16 protein-coding genes are annotated in these 16,684 nt (G+C 59.0%); 12 read left to right on the top strand and 4 right to left on the bottom strand.

The features are described from left to right. The first annotated feature begins 43 nt into the window (after nucleotides 1-43). Together rfbC and Mal65_RS01605 are read left to right on the top strand one after the other, a co-directional pair. A complete protein-coding gene (gene rfbC / locus Mal65_RS01610; RefSeq protein WP_145293042.1) occupies nucleotides 44-586 on the top strand; it encodes a dTDP-4-dehydrorhamnose 3,5-epimerase in 543 nt (180 codons plus the stop codon). 38 nt (nucleotides 587-624) lie between these two features. Continuing rightward, nucleotides 625-1,479 (top strand): NAD-dependent epimerase/dehydratase family protein, encoded by an 855-nt coding sequence (locus tag Mal65_RS01605; RefSeq protein ID WP_231131258.1) that lies wholly within the window; start codon nucleotides 625-627, stop codon nucleotides 1,477-1,479. On the opposite strand, the gene rfbH is transcribed toward Mal65_RS01605, so the two are convergent. From rfbH to Mal65_RS26875, 4 genes are all read right to left on the bottom strand, one after another. Then, complete coding sequence (gene rfbH / locus Mal65_RS01600) at nucleotides 1,476-3,005, bottom strand: lipopolysaccharide biosynthesis protein RfbH (RefSeq protein ID WP_145293038.1); 1,530 nt, start codon at nucleotides 3,003-3,005, stop codon at nucleotides 1,476-1,478. The two genes, Mal65_RS01605 and rfbH, sit on opposite strands and share 4 nt — an antisense overlap. Nucleotides 3,006-3,071: 66 nt before the next feature. Continuing rightward, entirely contained in the window at nucleotides 3,072-4,211 is a 1,140-nt protein-coding gene (gene rfbG / locus Mal65_RS01595; protein ID WP_145293036.1) for a CDP-glucose 4,6-dehydratase, read from the bottom strand. A gap of 9 nt (nucleotides 4,212-4,220) precedes the next feature. Next, a complete protein-coding gene (gene rfbF, locus Mal65_RS01590; RefSeq protein ID WP_145293034.1) occupies nucleotides 4,221-5,024 on the bottom strand; it encodes a glucose-1-phosphate cytidylyltransferase in 804 nt (267 codons plus the stop codon). A gap of 303 nt (nucleotides 5,025-5,327) precedes the next feature. Beyond that, nucleotides 5,328-5,609 carry a hypothetical protein gene (locus tag Mal65_RS26875; protein ID WP_196784483.1) on the bottom strand — a complete coding sequence of 94 codons (282 nt, stop codon included), beginning with the start codon at nucleotides 5,607-5,609 and terminating at the stop codon, nucleotides 5,328-5,330. A 1,275-nt stretch (nucleotides 5,610-6,884) separates the two neighbouring features. Between Mal65_RS26875 and Mal65_RS27405 the strand changes: the two genes are divergently transcribed. From Mal65_RS27405 to Mal65_RS01535, 10 genes are all read left to right on the top strand, one after another. Next, on the top strand, nucleotides 6,885-7,355 hold the full coding sequence (locus Mal65_RS27405; RefSeq protein ID WP_390621934.1) for a cupin domain-containing protein: 471 nt from the start codon (nucleotides 6,885-6,887) through the stop codon (nucleotides 7,353-7,355). A gap of 2 nt (nucleotides 7,356-7,357) precedes the next feature. Beyond that, nucleotides 7,358-9,592 (top strand): BamB-related PQQ repeat family beta-propellar protein, encoded by a 2,235-nt coding sequence (locus Mal65_RS01575; RefSeq protein WP_145293029.1) that lies wholly within the window; start codon nucleotides 7,358-7,360, stop codon nucleotides 9,590-9,592. Between the two features lie 390 nt (nucleotides 9,593-9,982). Beyond that, nucleotides 9,983-11,833 carry a PQQ-binding-like beta-propeller repeat protein gene (locus Mal65_RS27085; RefSeq protein ID WP_449252310.1) on the top strand — a complete coding sequence of 617 codons (1,851 nt, stop codon included), beginning with the start codon at nucleotides 9,983-9,985 and terminating at the stop codon, nucleotides 11,831-11,833. Nucleotides 11,834-12,138: 305 nt separating this feature from the next. Further along, nucleotides 12,139-12,540 carry a response regulator gene (locus Mal65_RS01565; RefSeq protein WP_196784481.1) on the top strand — a complete coding sequence of 134 codons (402 nt, stop codon included), beginning with the start codon at nucleotides 12,139-12,141 and terminating at the stop codon, nucleotides 12,538-12,540. Between the two features lie 72 nt (nucleotides 12,541-12,612). Next, a complete protein-coding gene (gene panD / locus Mal65_RS01560; protein ID WP_145293025.1) occupies nucleotides 12,613-13,020 on the top strand; it encodes an aspartate 1-decarboxylase in 408 nt (135 codons plus the stop codon). Nucleotides 13,021-13,026: 6 nt separating this feature from the next. Beyond that, on the top strand, nucleotides 13,027-13,563 hold the full coding sequence (locus tag Mal65_RS01555; RefSeq protein WP_196784480.1) for a DMT family transporter: 537 nt from the start codon (nucleotides 13,027-13,029) through the stop codon (nucleotides 13,561-13,563). Nucleotides 13,564-13,764: 201 nt separating this feature from the next. Further along, nucleotides 13,765-14,259 carry a 3-hydroxyacyl-ACP dehydratase FabZ family protein gene (locus tag Mal65_RS01550; protein WP_145293023.1) on the top strand — a complete coding sequence of 165 codons (495 nt, stop codon included), beginning with the start codon at nucleotides 13,765-13,767 and terminating at the stop codon, nucleotides 14,257-14,259. A 127-nt stretch (nucleotides 14,260-14,386) separates the two neighbouring features. After that, a complete protein-coding gene (locus Mal65_RS01545) occupies nucleotides 14,387-14,776 on the top strand; it encodes an acyl carrier protein (RefSeq protein WP_145293022.1) in 390 nt (129 codons plus the stop codon). 3 nt (nucleotides 14,777-14,779) lie between these two features. After that, on the top strand, nucleotides 14,780-15,286 hold the full coding sequence (locus Mal65_RS01540) for a 3-hydroxyacyl-ACP dehydratase FabZ family protein (RefSeq protein ID WP_145293020.1): 507 nt from the start codon (nucleotides 14,780-14,782) through the stop codon (nucleotides 15,284-15,286). Between the two features lie 81 nt (nucleotides 15,287-15,367). Continuing rightward, nucleotides 15,368-16,666 (top strand): beta-ketoacyl-[acyl-carrier-protein] synthase family protein, encoded by a 1,299-nt coding sequence (locus Mal65_RS01535; RefSeq protein ID WP_145293018.1) that lies wholly within the window; start codon nucleotides 15,368-15,370, stop codon nucleotides 16,664-16,666. Nucleotides 16,667-16,684 lie beyond the last annotated feature (18 nt).

Below are 16,684 nucleotides of genomic sequence, written 5' to 3'. Positions count from 1 at the left end.
AAAACGAATCTCATCCTTCAAGCACCTAAAGCTTTGATCCGCCATGGAATTTGCCGAACTGTCCCTGCCCGGCGTCTACTTAATCGATGGATTCCAGCACGTGGACCAACGTGGCGAATTCGTCAAAACCTTTCACCACCCGCTATTCGAACAGCAAGGTCTGTCATTCAAGGTGCGTGAAGAGTTTTTCTCGATCTCGGGAAAGCACGTTCTGCGTGGGATGCATTTCCAGTTGCCTCCCCATGACCACCACAAGCTTGTCTATTGCATCGCAGGACGTGTCTTGGATGTCGTTTTAGACTTGCGCACGGATTCAGAGCACTATGGCAAGCACCTGTCGGTTGAACTATCTGGCAAGCGCCGACAAATGTTGTGGATTCCCAAGGGACTGGCGCACGGATTCTTGTCGCTCGCGGACGACAGTTGCCTGATCTACAAGACCGACCGCGAGCATCATCCAGAATCCGATGCAGGGATTCGCTGGGACAGTTTTGGCATGTCTTGGCCGTGCGACGAATCATCGGTCTCTCTTTCTCCACGGGACCAAATGCATCCGACATTGGACGAATTTGCCAGTCCCTTTTAGTGATGCCAACCAAAGCTTTGCCATTCCGGATCAACATCATGCATCTATTCGTCACAGGCGCGACGGGATTCGTCGGCTCTCACTTCGTCCAGCAGGCGGTCATCCGTGGCCATCAGGTGACCGGCGTTCGCCGATCCGCCGACCGTGGGTGCAGGATTGAATTGCCCCAGCAACCGAGATGGCTGGATCGATGTTTGTCCGAACTGACTCCGGAAGACTTCACGGACGTGGATGTTGTGGCCCACCTGGCGGCGCATTCGACCAATCCGCCGTACGATACATTGCAACGGTGCTTGCATTGGAACGTCATTGTATCGCTTGACGCCCTGAGCAAGGCAGTGACCGCCGGCGTCGACCGATTCGTCGTTACCGGATCGTGTTTTGAATACGGGCGATCGGGTGAACGATACGAGCACATTCCGGTGGACGCGCCGCTGGAGCCGACGGCAACCTATCCGACGTCCAAAGCGGCAGCGTCAGTAGCCCTCCGCAGCTTTGCCGCAACGACCAAAACCCGAGTTTCAGTTTATCGACTGTTTCAGGTGTACGGCGAGGGCGAAGCGGAGGGGCGGCTCTGGCCGTCGCTTCGAAAAGCAGCATTGGAGGGCGAAGATTTCCCCATGACCAAAGGCGAACAGATTCGTGACTTCATTGCGGTGCAAGACGTCGCGAAACGGCTGTTGGATGCTTGCGAATCCGGAGCTACTGAATCGGGAGTCGCGTCGTATCACAACCTGGGATCAGGCCACCCCCAATCCATTCTGGAATTCAGTCGTCATTGGTGGAAACATTGGGGGGCAACCGGAAAACTGATTCCCGGTGCCATTGCCTACCGTGAAAACGAGGTCATGCGATACGTCGGATGCGTCGACCAACCGAAAACCGGTTCTTAGGCAGCCGTTTGACGCAGCGGTCGGCGGCGGGCAGATTTCACGAACTGTTGAATGCTATCGATGATGTAGTCGATCATCGGTCCCGTCAGTCCCGGAAACGTCCCGATGAAGACCGTCTGGTTCATGATCGCATCGGCTCCCGTCAAATCACCGATCACGCGAAACGCATCGGGATTATCGCGACGAAGAGCCACGAATGCGGGCTGACGAACCAAGTTTCCGCCGAACAGCATTCGATTGCCGATTTTGGCTTGATCCAAGTGTCGGGCCAGGTCCGTCCGACCGAACGGAGCTCCATCACGGACCGACATTTTGAAACCGAACCAGGAACACTCGGTCCGGCATCCGGTCGAATCCCAGTCAAAGCTGCCATCGGAGTTCCAACGGGTCGCATGAGTGGGCAGCGAAAACTCGATCACGTCTTCCAGGTCCGCCAAACCGGCACGCAGACGTTGCCAGTTATCTTTGCGCGCTTGCACAAAGCGGTCCAACTTTGCCAACTGTTGCACGCCAATCGCGGCCTGGATGTCCAAAGGCTTCAGATTGTATCCCAGATGGCTATAGATGTATTTATGGTCATAGCCTTCGGGCAGTTCGCCGAGTTGCCAAGCGAAGCGTTTGTTGCAAGTGTCATCCTTGCCAGACGGGCACCAGCAATCGCGTCCCCAGTCCCGGAAGCTTTCCACCAAAACTTTCAACGCCGGTTGGCGGACCACATTCACCGCGCCGCCTTCACCCAACGTGAGGTGGTGTGGCGGGTAGAAGCTTTGTGTCGACAGGTCGCCCCAACTGCCGGTCGGCTTGGACAAGCGTCCCGAATCATCGCGGACCGCTTTCGGATCCATTGATTGCACCGGAGAATCATCGGGAACACTGTATTCGCATCCCAATGCATCGCAATTGTCTTCGATCAGCCACAAATCGTGCTGCCGACAAAACTGTATCGTTGCCGACAGGTCGAACGGATTGCCCAGTGCGTGGGCGAACATGACGGCTTTGGTTTTCCCAGGACGATACGCGGATTCCAACTGTTCGCATTCTGGGTTGCCCGTCACCGGATCGGCGTCAATGAACACCGCCCGCGCGCCGCACTGAATGATGGGGCTGACGGTGGTCGGGAATCCGGCGGCAACGGTGATGACCTCATCGCCGGGCATGATCCGCTTTTCTTTCGGCAGTTTATGGCTGGTCAGCGCTGACAAAGCGACCAAGTTGGCACTGCTGCCGCTGTTGACCAACAAGCTGCGCCGCACGCCCAAATAGTCCGCCAACCCGGATTCAAATTTCTCGCCTTCGCGGCCAAGGGTCAGCCAGAAATCCAGTGTCGAATCGACCGCTGCGACCACTTCCTGTTCATCAAAAACCCGCCCCGCATAAGGGATGGTCGTTTCACCAGCAACAAACTTGGCAGTGACGGCGTCATCAGCCGGGCGATTCTGTTGATGGCAACGCCGACTGTATTCGGCGGTCATCTGAAGAATCTGTTCTTTCAGTGTTTGGTCGGAGAAATCCGCGAAGTCTTGCATGTCAGTCGTTGGGGGATTCGCGTGCAGTGCGATTCAGAAATGACCGGTCAAAGGAGGGTGTTCAAATCATGCCGCAGCGCGACGTTGAACTGCCCGCTTGCCTGTCCAGCACAGGCCGGCATTGGACGCATCGCAGACGTAACGTCGGATTTGTTCCGTCGTGAACGCACGAATGTCTTCGCCCGCATGATGCGTCTGGTACCACACGGCGGTTTGGCAAACCGTCTGTTGAAAGTCCCAAACGGGAGTCCAGCCGAGCGTGTGGTGTGCTTTGTCGATCGCCAAGTTCAACAGTGCCGCTTCGTGAACGGCGTTCGGATCCGTTGCGTCACGCCAGCGTCCGGGCCAATAACGGATCAGCTCTTTAACCAAATCCAGAACGGAGCGGTTGCTGGCCAACGGAGGACCAAAATTGAACGCTTCAGTAAATGGGGCAGCATCATCGGCCATCTCCAATCGGCTGGCCAAATGTAGATATCCGGACAAGGGTTCCAAAACGTGTTGCCACGGGCGAGTGCTGTGACGATTCCGGACACAGATTTCCTCGTTATGCGTCAGCGCCCGAATGCAATCGGGCACCAAGCGATCGGCCGCCCAGTCACCGCCGCCGATGACATTGCCGGCACGGACCGACGCCATTCGAATCGGGCTGTTTCGGAAAAAGGAGTCCCGATAGGCCGACGTGACGATTTCAGCCCCAGCTTTACTGGCACTATAGGGGTCATGGCCGCCCAACGGATCGTCTTCACGATACCCGTTCACCCATTCGCGATTGCGATAGCACTTGTCCGTGGTGACCACCACGACATTGCAGCGATGACCGGCCGAACGAAGCGCATCCAAAACGTTCACGGTCCCCATCACATTGGTTTCGAATGTTTCGACCGGACATTGATACGACTGGCGGACCAATGGCTGCGCAGCCAAATGAAACAGGTATCTCGGCCGAATCTCACGCACCAGATCCGACACCATTTGGCGATCTGCAATGTTTCCTCGGTGGTCGCCGGCCAAATCCTTGGTCAACTGAATCGTTGCAAACAGGCTGTGTCCGTCGTCGGGATCCATGGCAAGACCGTGAACCCGAGCACCACACTGCGCAAGCCAGTGGCACAGCCAACCACCTTTGAAACCCGTGTGACCTGTGACCAACACGTCTTGGCCATTAAATACGCCGCCGAAGCAGCCAGAGAAGTCTTTGGACATGCTTTCGCTTTATGCGGCGATGCGGAGAGGAGTCGACGGAGCTTGGAACCATGGCGGGGTCCCCTGCTGGCAGAGTTTCTCCAGTTCCATTTTGTCGCGCAAGGTATCCATGGGACGCCAAAACCCTGGATGCCGAAAAGCGGTCAACTGGCCGTCGTCCGCCAGACCTCGCAGTGGGGCTTGTTCCCAAATGCACGAATCGCCATCGATGCGATCAATGACCGAAGGTTCCAGCACGAAAAAGCCGCCGTTGATCCAAGCGTCATCACCGACCGGTTTTTCGCGAAAGCAGCCGATGCGGTCGGCGTCTTGGGCATCAAAGCGAAGGGCGCCGAAGCGACCGGGTGGCTGCACGGCCGTCAACGTTGCGTCGCGGCGACACCGGCGATGCATACGAATACTTTCGCCGATGTCGACGTTCCCCACGCCGTCGCCGTACGTCATGCAGAACGTTTCATCGTCCAGAAAAGACGCAACTCGTTTCAAGCGTCCTCCTGTCATCGTGTCACGTCCGGTGTCGACGACGGTGACTTTCCATGGTTCACCTTGGCCGTCGTGGTAGGTCACGCGGTTGGCAGCCAGATCGAACGTCACGTTCGCATTTCGCATGAAGTATTCCGCGAAATAGCGTTTGATCGAGTCGCCCTTGTAGCCCGCGCAGATCACAAAATCGCTGATTCCATGGCTGGCATAGATCTTCATCACATGCCAAAGGATCGGATGCCCTCCGATTTCGACCATCGGTTTGGGTCGAACCGACGTTTCTTCGCTCAGCCGTGTCCCGAGTCCACCGGCCAGTATGACTGCTTTCATCGGTTCGCTTGCCTGTAGGGTTTGGGAATCGTCGGTTCGAGCGGATCAAGAATTCGCCGGACGCCGTCGTGAAACCGGTTGCAAGCTGGGAAATACTAAAAGGCTGGGCGGTGTGTCAACGTAAAGAATTGGGGCCGCTCCGTTCCGGAATCGGGTAGTCGACACGGAACCGGGTGGACGGGGCAGGGGGCGACCCTAGAAGAAACAAAGGGCGCACGAAAAAACGGCCCGCAGTGCTTTCGCGACTGCGGGCCGTTGATAGATCACGTCTGAAGGTTACAGCGTGCTACTTGCTTGCATATTTCAGCGAGCGTAGCTGGCGCTGGCCTGGATGACGCGACGAGTACGCGAGATGCTGGCGCTGGGGTCGACGACCGGAGCGGGCGGCATCGGAGCGGCCGAAGGAGCCGGAGCGGCCATCGGGGCAGCCATCGGAGCGCCACAGCCACAGCTGCTGCATCCGGTGTCACAGCCCATGTCGCATCCGCTGTCACAGCAGCTGCTCTTCTTCTTCAGGTTGCCGAACAGCTTGGTCAGCAATCCGCCGCAGCTTTTCTTGCTGCAGCCACAGCTGTCACAGCCCATGTCACAACCGCAGGAAGGTTCGCAAGCGATTTCGCAACCGCAGGCGGGTTCTGCACAGCAGCTGTCGCAGCCACCACAGCTGCTCTTCTTGGCGAACAGCTTGCTCAGCAGGCCGCCACAGCTTTTCTTGCTGCATCCGCAACCGTCGCAGGACGGTTCGCAAGCGACTTCGCAGCCACAAGCGGGTTCGCAGACGTCGACGCCGCAACCGCAAGCCGGAGCTTCGCAGCCACAGGTCGGTTCAGCAGCACAACCACAAGCCGGAGCTTCGCAGCCACAGGTCGGCTCAGCAGCACAACCGCATGCCGGAGCTTCGCAGCCACAGGTCGGTTCAGCAGCACAGCCGCAAGCCGGAGCTTCGCAGCCACAGGTCGGCTCAGCAGCACAGCCGCAAGCCGGAGCTTCGCAACCACAGGTCGGTTCGGCAACACAGCCACAGGCCGGTGCTTCGCAACCACAGGTCGGTTCGGCAGCACAACCGCAAGGGGCTTCGCAGCCACAGGTCGGTTCACAGCCAACGTCACAACCGCTGTCGCAGCTGCTGGACGAGCAACAGCCGTCCAAGCCCAACATGCGATCCAGCAAGTCAAATCCATAACTTTGAGTGCAGCAGCTGCACGCCAAAACCATGGTCAGAGTAAGAATGGTCCGAGTCATTGGAGCCACGTCTCCCTTCACCATAAAGCGGGTCGGTTCGCGGTCGTGTCGCTTGTCACCGTCAAATTCTGCGTCGTCAGCGGGTTCCGGAACCATTCGGCGGACGAAGTCGCCGGCGGATGCCTCCGGGGGCCCAACAAGCACATTTGTCCTTCGGAGATGCCGCCGGGCCGTTGGCCCAGCCGCGTCCGAGTGACGGTTGACTTCGTTCAGCTTGCCGTTCTCCAACGACGTCGAATCGTTTCCGATCCTTTGCCGCGTTCGAATCCGACGGGTCACGAAAGTCGTCACGACCACAAGACAGGCAACTTCCGGTTGCCTTGCCTCTGGGTCTTCCTCACGAGACATCCGCGTCGACCACGAGCCGACGGGACGCCCAGCGATTCAGTTACAGCTATCGGCCCTGGTGCTGTGGGTAATTACTGTTCCACACCATTTTCGCCGGCTTGTTAACCTTTGCCGGTCAGCCAAAATTTTCTCCTGATGCCGGTGTTTTGCATCACGAAACGGCTGCGCGTGGCATAATCGACAAATCACGTCTAAACTGTCAGCTGGGGCCTTTGGTGCCGCGATTCGGATTTTCCCACGGGTGGCTGGAAGACCGCCACGACGTGCCGATTGTCCGCGTTGATCCGGGAACACACGGCCCGGCCGGCGTTGGTCTCCGATCGTCCGCCTTCGGTTCCTGTCGCCCGACCCACGGTTTCATCCGCCTTGAAATCGCCCGCCCCCCCAACCGAGCCCCGACGGGCCGAAGTCGTCCACCTTCCGGACCTGCCAGGAATTGATTGCCCGTGCGGCGTCGCCCGGCGGGCATTCGCCGAATATGACGATTTCCCTGGCACCGTCCACCTGACCCGCATCGACCACGCCGCCCGCACACATTACCACCGGCATCACACCGAAATTTACGTCGTCCTGGAATGTGACCCCGACGCCGCGATTGAACTGGACGGCACCCCGCATCCGGTTCGCCCCCACACCTCCATCCTGATCCCTCCCGGGGTTCGCCATCGCGCCGTCGGCCGCCTGACGGTGCTGATCGTTTGCAGCCCCGAATTTGACCCCGAAGACGAGTTTTTCGATTGAATATGCCAAGCTTCATCTTCACTGCACGTTTTCCATGGGGCCTGACCTTGGCGGTCGGCATCTTGGTCACCTCGGCGGCACCGGCCGACTGGCCCTATTGGCGTGGCCCCCGCTATGACGGGACCGCCGATGCGACGGGTTTGCCCGAAGACTGGGACCCCGAAGGCGGCGAGGGCAGCAATCTGCTGTGGAAACGCGACGACGTCGGCGGCATCTGTACCCCCGTCTCGATGAACGGCCGTCTGTACACGATCCAGCGAAGCGATGCGGACACCGAGGTCGAAGGCGAACGCGTGCTGTGCCTGGACGCCGCCACCGGCGAAACCCTGTGGGAACATTCGTACAACGTCTGGCTGTCGGACGTCCCGGCCGAACGGATCGGGTGGAGCAGCCCGGTCGCCGACCCGGAAACCGGATACGTCTATGTCCTGGGGTCCTGCGACATCTTCATGTGCTTGGACGGCGAGACGGGCGATGTGGTCTGGAACAAACCGCTGCACGAGCAATTCGGCATGCTGTCGACCTACGGCGGCCGCACGAATTATCCGATCATCCACGAAGATCTGGTGATCATCTCCGGCATCATCATCAACTGGGGCGATCGGGCCAAACCGAACCACCGACTGTTGGGCCTGGACAAGAAAACCGGCGAAGTCGTCTGGTTCAGCGGCACCCGCGATCTGCCGTATGACACCAGCTATTCCGCCCCCAGCCTGGTCACGATCGACGGCCAGCGGCAACTGATCCTGGGCTGTGGCGACGGCCAAGTCTGGGGCTTTCAACCGCGGACCGGCAAACCGCTGTGGAGCTATCCGTTTTCACGCCGCGGTCTTTACGCCACCCCGCTGGTCGTCGGCAACCGTGTCTTTGCCGGCCACAGCGAAGAAAACGTGTCCGGCAGTGCGATGGGCGCGATGGTCGGACTGGAAATCAGCGGCGCCGGCGACGACACCACCGTCAAAGAACTGTGGAAGATCGAGGAACTGGTTTGCGGCTATGGCGAACCGGTCATGGTCGACGACCGCCTGTATGTCTTGGATGACCGCAACAAGATGTGGGTGATCCAAGCGGACACCGGCGAAATCATCTTGGAAAAGAAAAGTGTGGTGGGGTCCCGTCAGCGTTCGGCACTGTTTTACGCCGACGGCAAACTGTACGTGCTTTCCGAAGGCGGCGGTTGGGCCATCTTGGAACCGACCGAAGACGGCTTCGAAGTGCTGAACAAACAGCGTCGAATCCGCGGTCAAGGTTTCGCCGCGTCGCCAATCGCGTCGGGCGGTCGCGTCTATTTCCAAGGCACCAATACGCTTTACTGCTTGGATACCGGTAGCGGTAGCCAAACCATGCCCACGGCCGAAGAAGTCTTGGGCCAGGAAACACCGGTTTCCCAAAATCCCGCTGCAACGCAGTTGTTACTGGTTCCCAACGAATCGCTGATCAAGCCCGGCGAATCGATCCAGCTGTCGGTTCGTGCGTACAATCGAATCGGCCAGCCGGTCGAAACACCCGCCGATGTCGAACTGACCGTCCAGGGTCCGGGAACGATTGACGGCATGACCTTTGTCGCCGACGCCCAGGCCCAGCACACCGCCGCGGTGATTCACGCCAAGGCAGGCGACGCGATGGGGGTGGCCCGCGTCCGTATCGTTCCATCGCTGCCGTGGCGATTCACCTTTGACGACCTTTCCGATCCGCCGCTGTCGTGGGTCGGTGCACGCTATCGCCACGTCATCCGCGACGTTGACGGTTCACCCGCGCTGACCAAGATCAGCACGATTCCCAAGGGTGCCCGTAGCCGCGCTTGGATGGGCCCCAGCGACATGGCGGAATACACGATCAGCGCCGACGTCATGGGATCCCGGAATCTGGACCAATTGCCCGATATCGGGCTGACCGCCCAAGGCTATGTGCTGGACCTGATGGGCCAAAGCCAACAGTTGCAAATCCGCACCTGGGTGTCTTCCGAAGAACGTGCCCGTTCCACCGTTCCTTTCGAGTGGAAAGAGGGCGTCTGGTATCGGATGAAGTTCAGCGCGGAAATCGAAAGTGAAGGCCCCGCGGCAACCGCGATTTTGCGAGGCAAGATCTGGCCGCGCGACGAACCGGAACCCAAAGAATGGACGGTCACCGCGCGTGACGAATCGCCGGTGTTGTCGGCCAGCCCCGGTCTGTACGGAAACGCCAAGGTCGCCGAACTGTACTTGGACAATATCGAAGTCACCGCGAACGAAGACTGAACCCGCGACGGCTTCTGACAAAGAAAATCCCCCCACCACGTTTCATTCGCAATCTGTCGAATCAACTCCATGCGTCAAAACGAATTTTCCGCCACGATGATGATCCTGGGTTCTTTGATCCTGGGCAGCATCACGACCGCATCGCTCAGCGGCTGTAAACCGCCTCAATCGACCGACGTGAATGTGTCGACCGAGCCGCTGGATTCTGGCGACAACGTCACCACCGGCGTCGAAACCCCGATCTCCGGCAACACCACCGTCGGCGCCGCCGGCGTGGTGGAAACGCCGCTGGCCGGATCGGCACCTGAGTCTTTCGAAGCTCAGGGGTCTTCAGAAGTCCAGGGATCCACGCTGACCGCATCGGTCGCCGAAGACAGCGTCGAAAAGATCATGGCCGCCGGCGGCGACTGGCCCCAGTGGGGCGGCACCCGGGTCCGCAACAACGTCCCCGGCGTGACGGGTTTGCCCGAAAGCTGGAACACCGGACGTTTCGACCGTCGCACGGGTGAATGGGACAAGAGCCGCGTTGAAAACATCCGCTGGTACGCCAACCTGGGCAGCCAGACCTATGGCAATCCGGTCGTCGCAGACGGTCAGGTTTATGTCGGGACCAATAACGGGGCCGGCTACTTGAAACGCTATCCCGCCAAGGTCGACCTGGGATGTCTGCTGGCCTTTGACGAAGAAAACGGCGACTTCCTGTGGCAACACAGCAGCGAAAAACTGATCACCGGACGCGTTCATGATTGGCCGCTGCAAGGCATTTGTTGTGCCCCGCTGGTCGAAGGCGAACGGTTGTGGTTTGTCACCAGTCGCGGCGAAGTCCGTTGTCTGGACACCAAAGGTTTTTATGACAACGAAGACGACGGACCGGTCAAAAACGAACCGGCATTCGTCGCGTCGATCATGGATACCGGCGAAGGCAACACGTTCGAAGAAGCTTTGGCCGAACTGAACGGCGGGACCTTCCCGGCCGCTTTGTTGGAGCAAGTCGCCCAAGCCGGCGAAGCGGCCGAGGGCGATGCCGCCATCAAAACGGTCACCGAAAACAAGGTCTGGACCGCCACCGGAAACTTCGGTGGTGTCGACCGTGAATTGACGATCAAGCAGATCGGACCGCGGATCAGCGTTTTCAAGGCACTCGGTGTCAACGACAAGAACGACGCGGACACGATTTGGGTCTTCAACATGATGACCGAACTGGGGACCAGCCAACACAACATGTGCAGCTGCAGTGTGACAAGCTACGGCGACCTGCTGTTCGTCAACACCAGCAACGGCCAAGACGAATCCCACGGCAACTTGCCTGCACCGGACGCCCCCAGCTTCTTCTGCATGAACAAGAACACCGGCGAAGTCTATTGGACGGACAATTCGCCCGGTACGAACATCTTGCACGGCCAGTGGTCCAGCCCCACGGTGGCCGAATTCAACGGCGTTCCCCAGGTGCTGTTCTGTGGCGGCGACGGCTGGCTATACAGCTTCCGCGCCGATCGCGGCACCGACGGCAATCCGGAATTGCTGTGGAAATTCGACTGTAATCCCAAGACATCCAAGTGGATCCTGGGCGGCGAAGGCACTCGAAATAACCTGATCGGCACTCCGGTCGCCTATGACGGTCGCGTTTACATCGGCGTCGGCCAAGACCCGGAACACCAAGAGGGCGAAGGTCACCTGTGGTGCATCGACCCGAACAAACGCGGCGACGTGTCACCCCAATTGGCGGTTCGCATCGAAGGCGACAAACGCGTTCCGATCCCGCACAAGCGCATTCAAGCCGTTGAACCGGAGAAGGGCGAAGCTGCGATCGACAACCCGAATTCGGCCGCACTGTGGCACTACGGCCAGCAAGACCAAGACGGCGACGGGAACATCGATTTCGAAGAAGAAATGCACCGCACCTGTGGCACCGTCGCGATCAAAGACGGCTTGCTGTACATCGCCGACTTTTCCGGCTTGGTGCATTGCCTGGATGCCAAGGGAACCGATGACGGGCAACCGATCGTCCACTTCACCTATGACATGCTGGCCCAAAGCTGGGGCAGTGCATTGATCAGCGATGGCAAGGTGTATGTCGGTGACGAAGACGGCGACGTGTGTGTCTTCGAACTTGGCAAAGACAATGCCGAACCCATCGAAGAGATCAACATGGGAACCAGCGTCTACAGCACGCCGGTGGCTGCCAACGGCCGGCTGTACATCAGCACCAAAGACAAGCTGTTTGCCATCGAGCAAGAATAGAAAACGCAAAACGGACACGCGAAACGTCCCGGCCGCCACAACGCGCGGGCGATCAGCGTGTCAGTGCATGGAGGGTATCGTCGCGGTCGGCCGAAATGGCGGACCTTGGCGGGCCCGACATGACGCCGACGACCGCGGCCGGCATCCTTGCCATGGCGGCGACATTGCCAACAATCATCACGATGTCATTCTTGACCGACCGATCCCGGCCGCCGCAGGTACCAACCATGCGGCGTCAGAACCGGTCGGTTTCTTTTTGGCATCGCTGTCGAATCCAATTTCCTTTCCAACCATCGAACCCAATCTTGAACACATCGTCCAATGGGCAAACCGCCAAGACGCTTGTCGATTGCGGCAACTGTGGCCCTGATTTTGCCTCCATCCGTCAAATGGTCACCCGTCACTTCAAGGTGCACGTGATTCAGACTCACGGGACCGAGGACACCTTGGAAGTCTTGAAGAACCGCAAAGTCGACTTGGTCACGGTCAATCGAAAACTTGACCGCGACTACACCGACGGCCTGGACGTGATCCGCCAAATCAAGTCGGATCCGGACACCCATGCGGTTCCGGTGATGCTGGTTTCCAATTACGAGGAACACCAACAAACCGCGACCGAAACCGGCGCCGTGCCCGGTTTCGGCAAGCTGGCGTTGACCGATCCGGCGACGCGGTCGCTGCTGGAACCCTTTCTGGGTGATGCATAGCGGTCAACATCGGGTGCGACCAAAGAACCGTTTGCGCTTGGCGATCGGTCGACCGACGACCATAATTCACGCATGAACGGACGTTTTCGAAAGATGTTGGCATCGAAGATTCACCGCGCGACGGTGACCGGTGCCGATTTGGAATATGAGGGCAGCCTGACGGTTCCACCCCACTTGTTGGAAGCCGCCGGGATCGTTCCCTATGAAGCGATCCACGTGTGGGACGTCACACGGGGAAGCCGTCTGGAAACGTACGCCATCGAAGGGCTGCCCAATTCAAACGACATCTGCGCCAACGGCGCGGCGGCCCACCTGATTCACCCCGGCGATCTGGTGATCCTGGCGACCTATTGTTTCGTGCCCGAACCCGAAGTCGACCAGCATCAGCCGCGTTTGGTGTTCGTCGACGAATCGAACCAGATCGTTCACGGCGGCCCCGAATTGGCCGGCCCCCAGCGTCGAAGCCCGGCGGGGGGGTAATCGCGTTTGTCCAATTTCGGAATTTTGACCGTCGCCGTGCTGGTGGGTTTGGCGACCGGATGCCTGTTGGCGACCCAGCCCAGCGTTAACGGGCAATTGGGACGAAGTGTCGCACACCCGATGCAGGCGTCCATGATTTCTTTTGCCAGCGGCGCCGCAATCGTTTTTGTGATTTGCCTGGCGATGGGCCGGTTTCCGCCGGAATTCGTCCGCCCCGCCGGCCAGTTGCCATGGTGGATTTGGTTCGGCGGTGCCATCGGCGTGGTGATGGTCACGACATCGCTGATTTTCGTGCCCCGGGTGGGATCATTGCCCTGGTTCGCCGCCGTGATGACGGGCCAGACCGTGGGCGCAGTGATCCTGGACCACTACGGATGGCTGGGAAATCCACGGGCCGCCGCATCACCGATGCGGCTGCTGGGCACCGCGTTGTTGATTGCGGGCGTCCTGGTCATCGTTGCGGCCCAACGCCAGGTCGACACCACCAGCGGTGATCCCCCGCCCGCGGAACCGACGGCCAGCGATCAAGCCACCGATCGCTGACCCACCGTTTCGGACCGACGCGGTCGATCTGGTCGCCCCGAGCACCGATTTGGTATGCCGCGGTGGCAAATCGGGGCTCCCGCTGGAAAGAACTCCGGTTGAGGCAAAATATGCCGACAACTATCGTATCGATTCGACTTCAGGTCGCGTCCGCGCTGGCAAACGCCCCACTTCGCCTGATTGGCACCGTTAGATACTGCAGTGAAATATCGGCAAATCGATAAAATCATCGCCCTCCAGCCCGGTTCGCGGCTGGTCGGGGAACGCACGCTTTTGGCCGATGAAGAATATCTGAGCGACCATTTTCCGAATCTTCCCGTGATGCCCGGGGTGATGATGCTCGAAGCGCTGCACCAAGCGGCGATCTGGCTGGTCCGTTCGACACTGGACTTTCAGTGCCCGATGGTCTTTCTGCGGGAAGCCCGCAGTGTGAAGTTCGGCGACTTTTTGTCCCCCGGCGAAACGCTCCGCGTGACCGCCGAGATCAAATCACGTGACGGCGATTCGTTCCGCATCAAAGCGGTCGCCGCCAAAGAGGGCCGTGTCACCGTCAGTGCGATCCTGCACATGGATGTCCGCAGCAGCGGAGATCCGGCGCGTCTGAATACCGACGAAGAATTGGCGCAGCGGTGCCGAAACCAGTTTCAGACATTGTTCGGATGTCCCCAAGACATTCCGGAAGTCGAAGCCGCCTAGCGATGGCTTCCCCATTTTGCCGCGACGTCGTCCGCTAGCGACCGGGACCGACCGGCATCAAAATCAACGTCCATCCGACATCCCATTCACTTCCATTCAACGTCACCCCTGCCAAGGAAATCGCACAATGAGTCTGTCACAGGATGAAATCTTCGAAAAAGTCCAGGAATCACTCGTCGACGCATTGGGCGTCGATGACGACGAGGTCACCCGCGAAGCGACCCTGGTGGGCGACTTGGGTGCCGAATCGATCGACTTCTTGGACATCGTTTTCAAGCTTGAAAGCGCATTCGATATCTCAATCCCCCGCGAAGAACTGTCGCCCGAAGACATTTTGACCAACAGTCAATACGTCCAGGACGGCACCGTGACCGCCGAAGGCATGGCGGAACTGAAACGCCGGATGCCCTGGGCTGATCTGGAGGAGTTCGAAAAGAACCCTCGCGTCCAAGACTTTGGGAACATTCTGACCGTCGGCGATTTGTGCAAATACGTCGAATCCAAACTCGGCCAGTGATCCATGCGTTGGTTTTGGATCGACCGATTTACCGAATTTGTCAGCGGTTCACACGCCAGCGGGATCAAGAATGTCGCGCTGGATGAAGAAGTGGTTGACGAATACCTGCCCGGCTATCCCGTCCTGCCGCCGACTCTGATCATCGAAGGCATGGCACAGTTGGGCGGTATCCTGGTGGCCGAACACTTCAAGTTTGAAAAGCGTGTCGTGCTGGCCAAAGTCGGCAAGGCGACGTACCACCAACCGGCTCGGGTCGGCGACCAACTGCGTTATCGCGTCGATTTCAAATCGGCCAACGACACCGGTGCCGTTGCTACCGGACACAGTGTTTGCGGTACGCAACCGCAAGCCGACATTGATTTGATGTTCGCCTTTTTGGAACCCGGTCATCTGGTCGACGGCCCGCTGTTCCAACCCGGCGACCTGCGAACGATGCTGCGGATCATGAATTTCTTTCACGTCGCCGTCGACGCCGACGGCAATCCGTTGCCCCATTACGACAACCTTTGATCGACCGCCCGTCGTCACGACGGCGTACCGTGATCGGTGTCGCCCTTTGTCATTGATTTTCCCCGCTGGACCCACGCTTTCATGCCCACTGATTCCCATCGCCGTCGCGTCGTCGTCACCGGTATCGGGATGATCAATCCCATGGGACACGACGTTGCCACCGTCTGGTCCGGGTTGCAGGAAGGCAAATCCGGCGTCGCACCGACGACGCTGTTTGACGCCAGCGGATTCCCCACCAAGATCAGCGCCGAAATCAAGAACTGGGACCTGACCGAAGCCGACGACGGCATGGGATCGGTTGAAAAGCTGGGCCGGCACACCAAGTTTGCCATCGGTGCGGCCAACCAAGCCGTCAGTGACAGCGGCATCATCGACGTGATCACCGACCCGACACGGTTGGGCGTCTACTTGGGCAGTGGTGAAGGCAACCAGGACTTCAGCACCTTCAGCAAAATGATGGTCGCCGCCCTGGCCGAAGGCGAATACAACGAATCCAAATTCGTCCGTGCCGGACTGGAGCTGCTGGATCCCGCCAAAGAACTGGAACAAGAACCCAACATGCCGGCCGCCCATGTGGCGACCAAGTTCAATGCCCAGGGTCCCAATTTCAATTGCCTGACCGCCTGTGCCGCCAGCAGCCAAGCCGTCGGCGAAGCCACCGAAATCATTCGCCGCGGCGAAGCCGACGCGATGATCGCCGGCGGAACTCACAGCATGATCCATCCGTTCGGCGTGACCGGGTTCAACCTGTTGACCGCGTTGTCCGAATCCAACGACCAGCCGACCAAAGCCAGCCGACCGTTCGATTTGAAACGAAACGGATTCGTGTTGGGTGAAGGTTCGGCAATGGTCATCTTGGAAGAACTGGAGATGGCCAAGAAACGCGGCGCGACGATCTATGGCGAAATCGCCGGCTATGGCACCACCGCCGACGCGTACCGTGTGACCGACATCCCACCAGACGGCCACGGCGCGATTGCCGCGATGCGAATGGCGATCAGCGACGCGGGTCTGACACCGGCTGAAATTCAGTACGTCAACGCTCACGGCACCAGCACCAAGGTCAACGACCGTGTCGAAACCAAAGCTTGCCGCGAGGTGTTCGGCGCGTTGGCTGATTCGGTCCCCGTCAGCAGCACCAAAAGCATGATGGGCCACTTGATCGCCGCGGCCGGCGTGACCGAGATGATCGTGTGTTTGATGGCGATGCGTGACAGCGTTTTGCCGCCGACGATCAACTATGAAAATCCTGATCCGGAATGCGATTTGGATTACGTTCCCAACGAAGCCCGCCCCGGCGAAATTCGATACGCTTTGAACAACAGTTTCGGGTTCGGCGGCCAGAACGTTTCGCTTTGCTTAAGCCGCCACGACGGCTGATGTTTGATGTGGGCTAAG

Origin of the sequence: Crateriforma conspicua (genome assembly GCF_007752935.1) — a bacterium.
Classification (GTDB): Bacteria; Planctomycetota; Planctomycetia; order Pirellulales; family Pirellulaceae; genus Crateriforma; species Crateriforma conspicua.
The sequence above is the reverse complement of the archived record's forward strand: the minus strand, read 5'-3'. Positions and strand labels throughout refer to the sequence as shown.

What these genes read in the sequence shown, in the direction of transcription:
- rfbG (WP_145293036.1), bottom strand. Translation starts at nt 4,211, where the DNA reads ATGTCCAAAGACTTCTCTGGCTGCTTCGGCGGCGTATTTAATGGCCAA.
- Mal65_RS01540 (WP_145293020.1), top strand. Translation starts at nt 14,780, where the DNA reads ATGCGTTGGTTTTGGATCGACCGATTTACCGAATTTGTCAGCGGTTCA.
- rfbC (WP_145293042.1), top strand. Translation starts at nt 44, where the DNA reads ATGGAATTTGCCGAACTGTCCCTGCCCGGCGTCTACTTAATCGATGGA.
- Mal65_RS27085 (WP_449252310.1), top strand. Translation starts at nt 9,983, where the DNA reads ATGGCCGCCGGCGGCGACTGGCCCCAGTGGGGCGGCACCCGGGTCCGC.
- Mal65_RS01605 (WP_231131258.1), top strand. Translation starts at nt 625, where the DNA reads ATGCATCTATTCGTCACAGGCGCGACGGGATTCGTCGGCTCTCACTTC.
- rfbF (WP_145293034.1), bottom strand. Translation starts at nt 5,024, where the DNA reads ATGAAAGCAGTCATACTGGCCGGTGGACTCGGGACACGGCTGAGCGAA.
- Mal65_RS01575 (WP_145293029.1), top strand. Translation starts at nt 7,358, where the DNA reads ATGCCAAGCTTCATCTTCACTGCACGTTTTCCATGGGGCCTGACCTTG.
- rfbH (WP_145293038.1), bottom strand. Translation starts at nt 3,005, where the DNA reads ATGCAAGACTTCGCGGATTTCTCCGACCAAACACTGAAAGAACAGATT.
- Mal65_RS01545 (WP_145293022.1), top strand. Translation starts at nt 14,387, where the DNA reads ATGAGTCTGTCACAGGATGAAATCTTCGAAAAAGTCCAGGAATCACTC.
- Mal65_RS01535 (WP_145293018.1), top strand. Translation starts at nt 15,368, where the DNA reads ATGCCCACTGATTCCCATCGCCGTCGCGTCGTCGTCACCGGTATCGGG.
- panD (WP_145293025.1), top strand. Translation starts at nt 12,613, where the DNA reads ATGAACGGACGTTTTCGAAAGATGTTGGCATCGAAGATTCACCGCGCG.
- Mal65_RS26875 (WP_196784483.1), bottom strand. Translation starts at nt 5,609, where the DNA reads ATGGGCTGTGACAGCTGTGGCTGCAGCAAGAAAAGCTGCGGCGGATTG.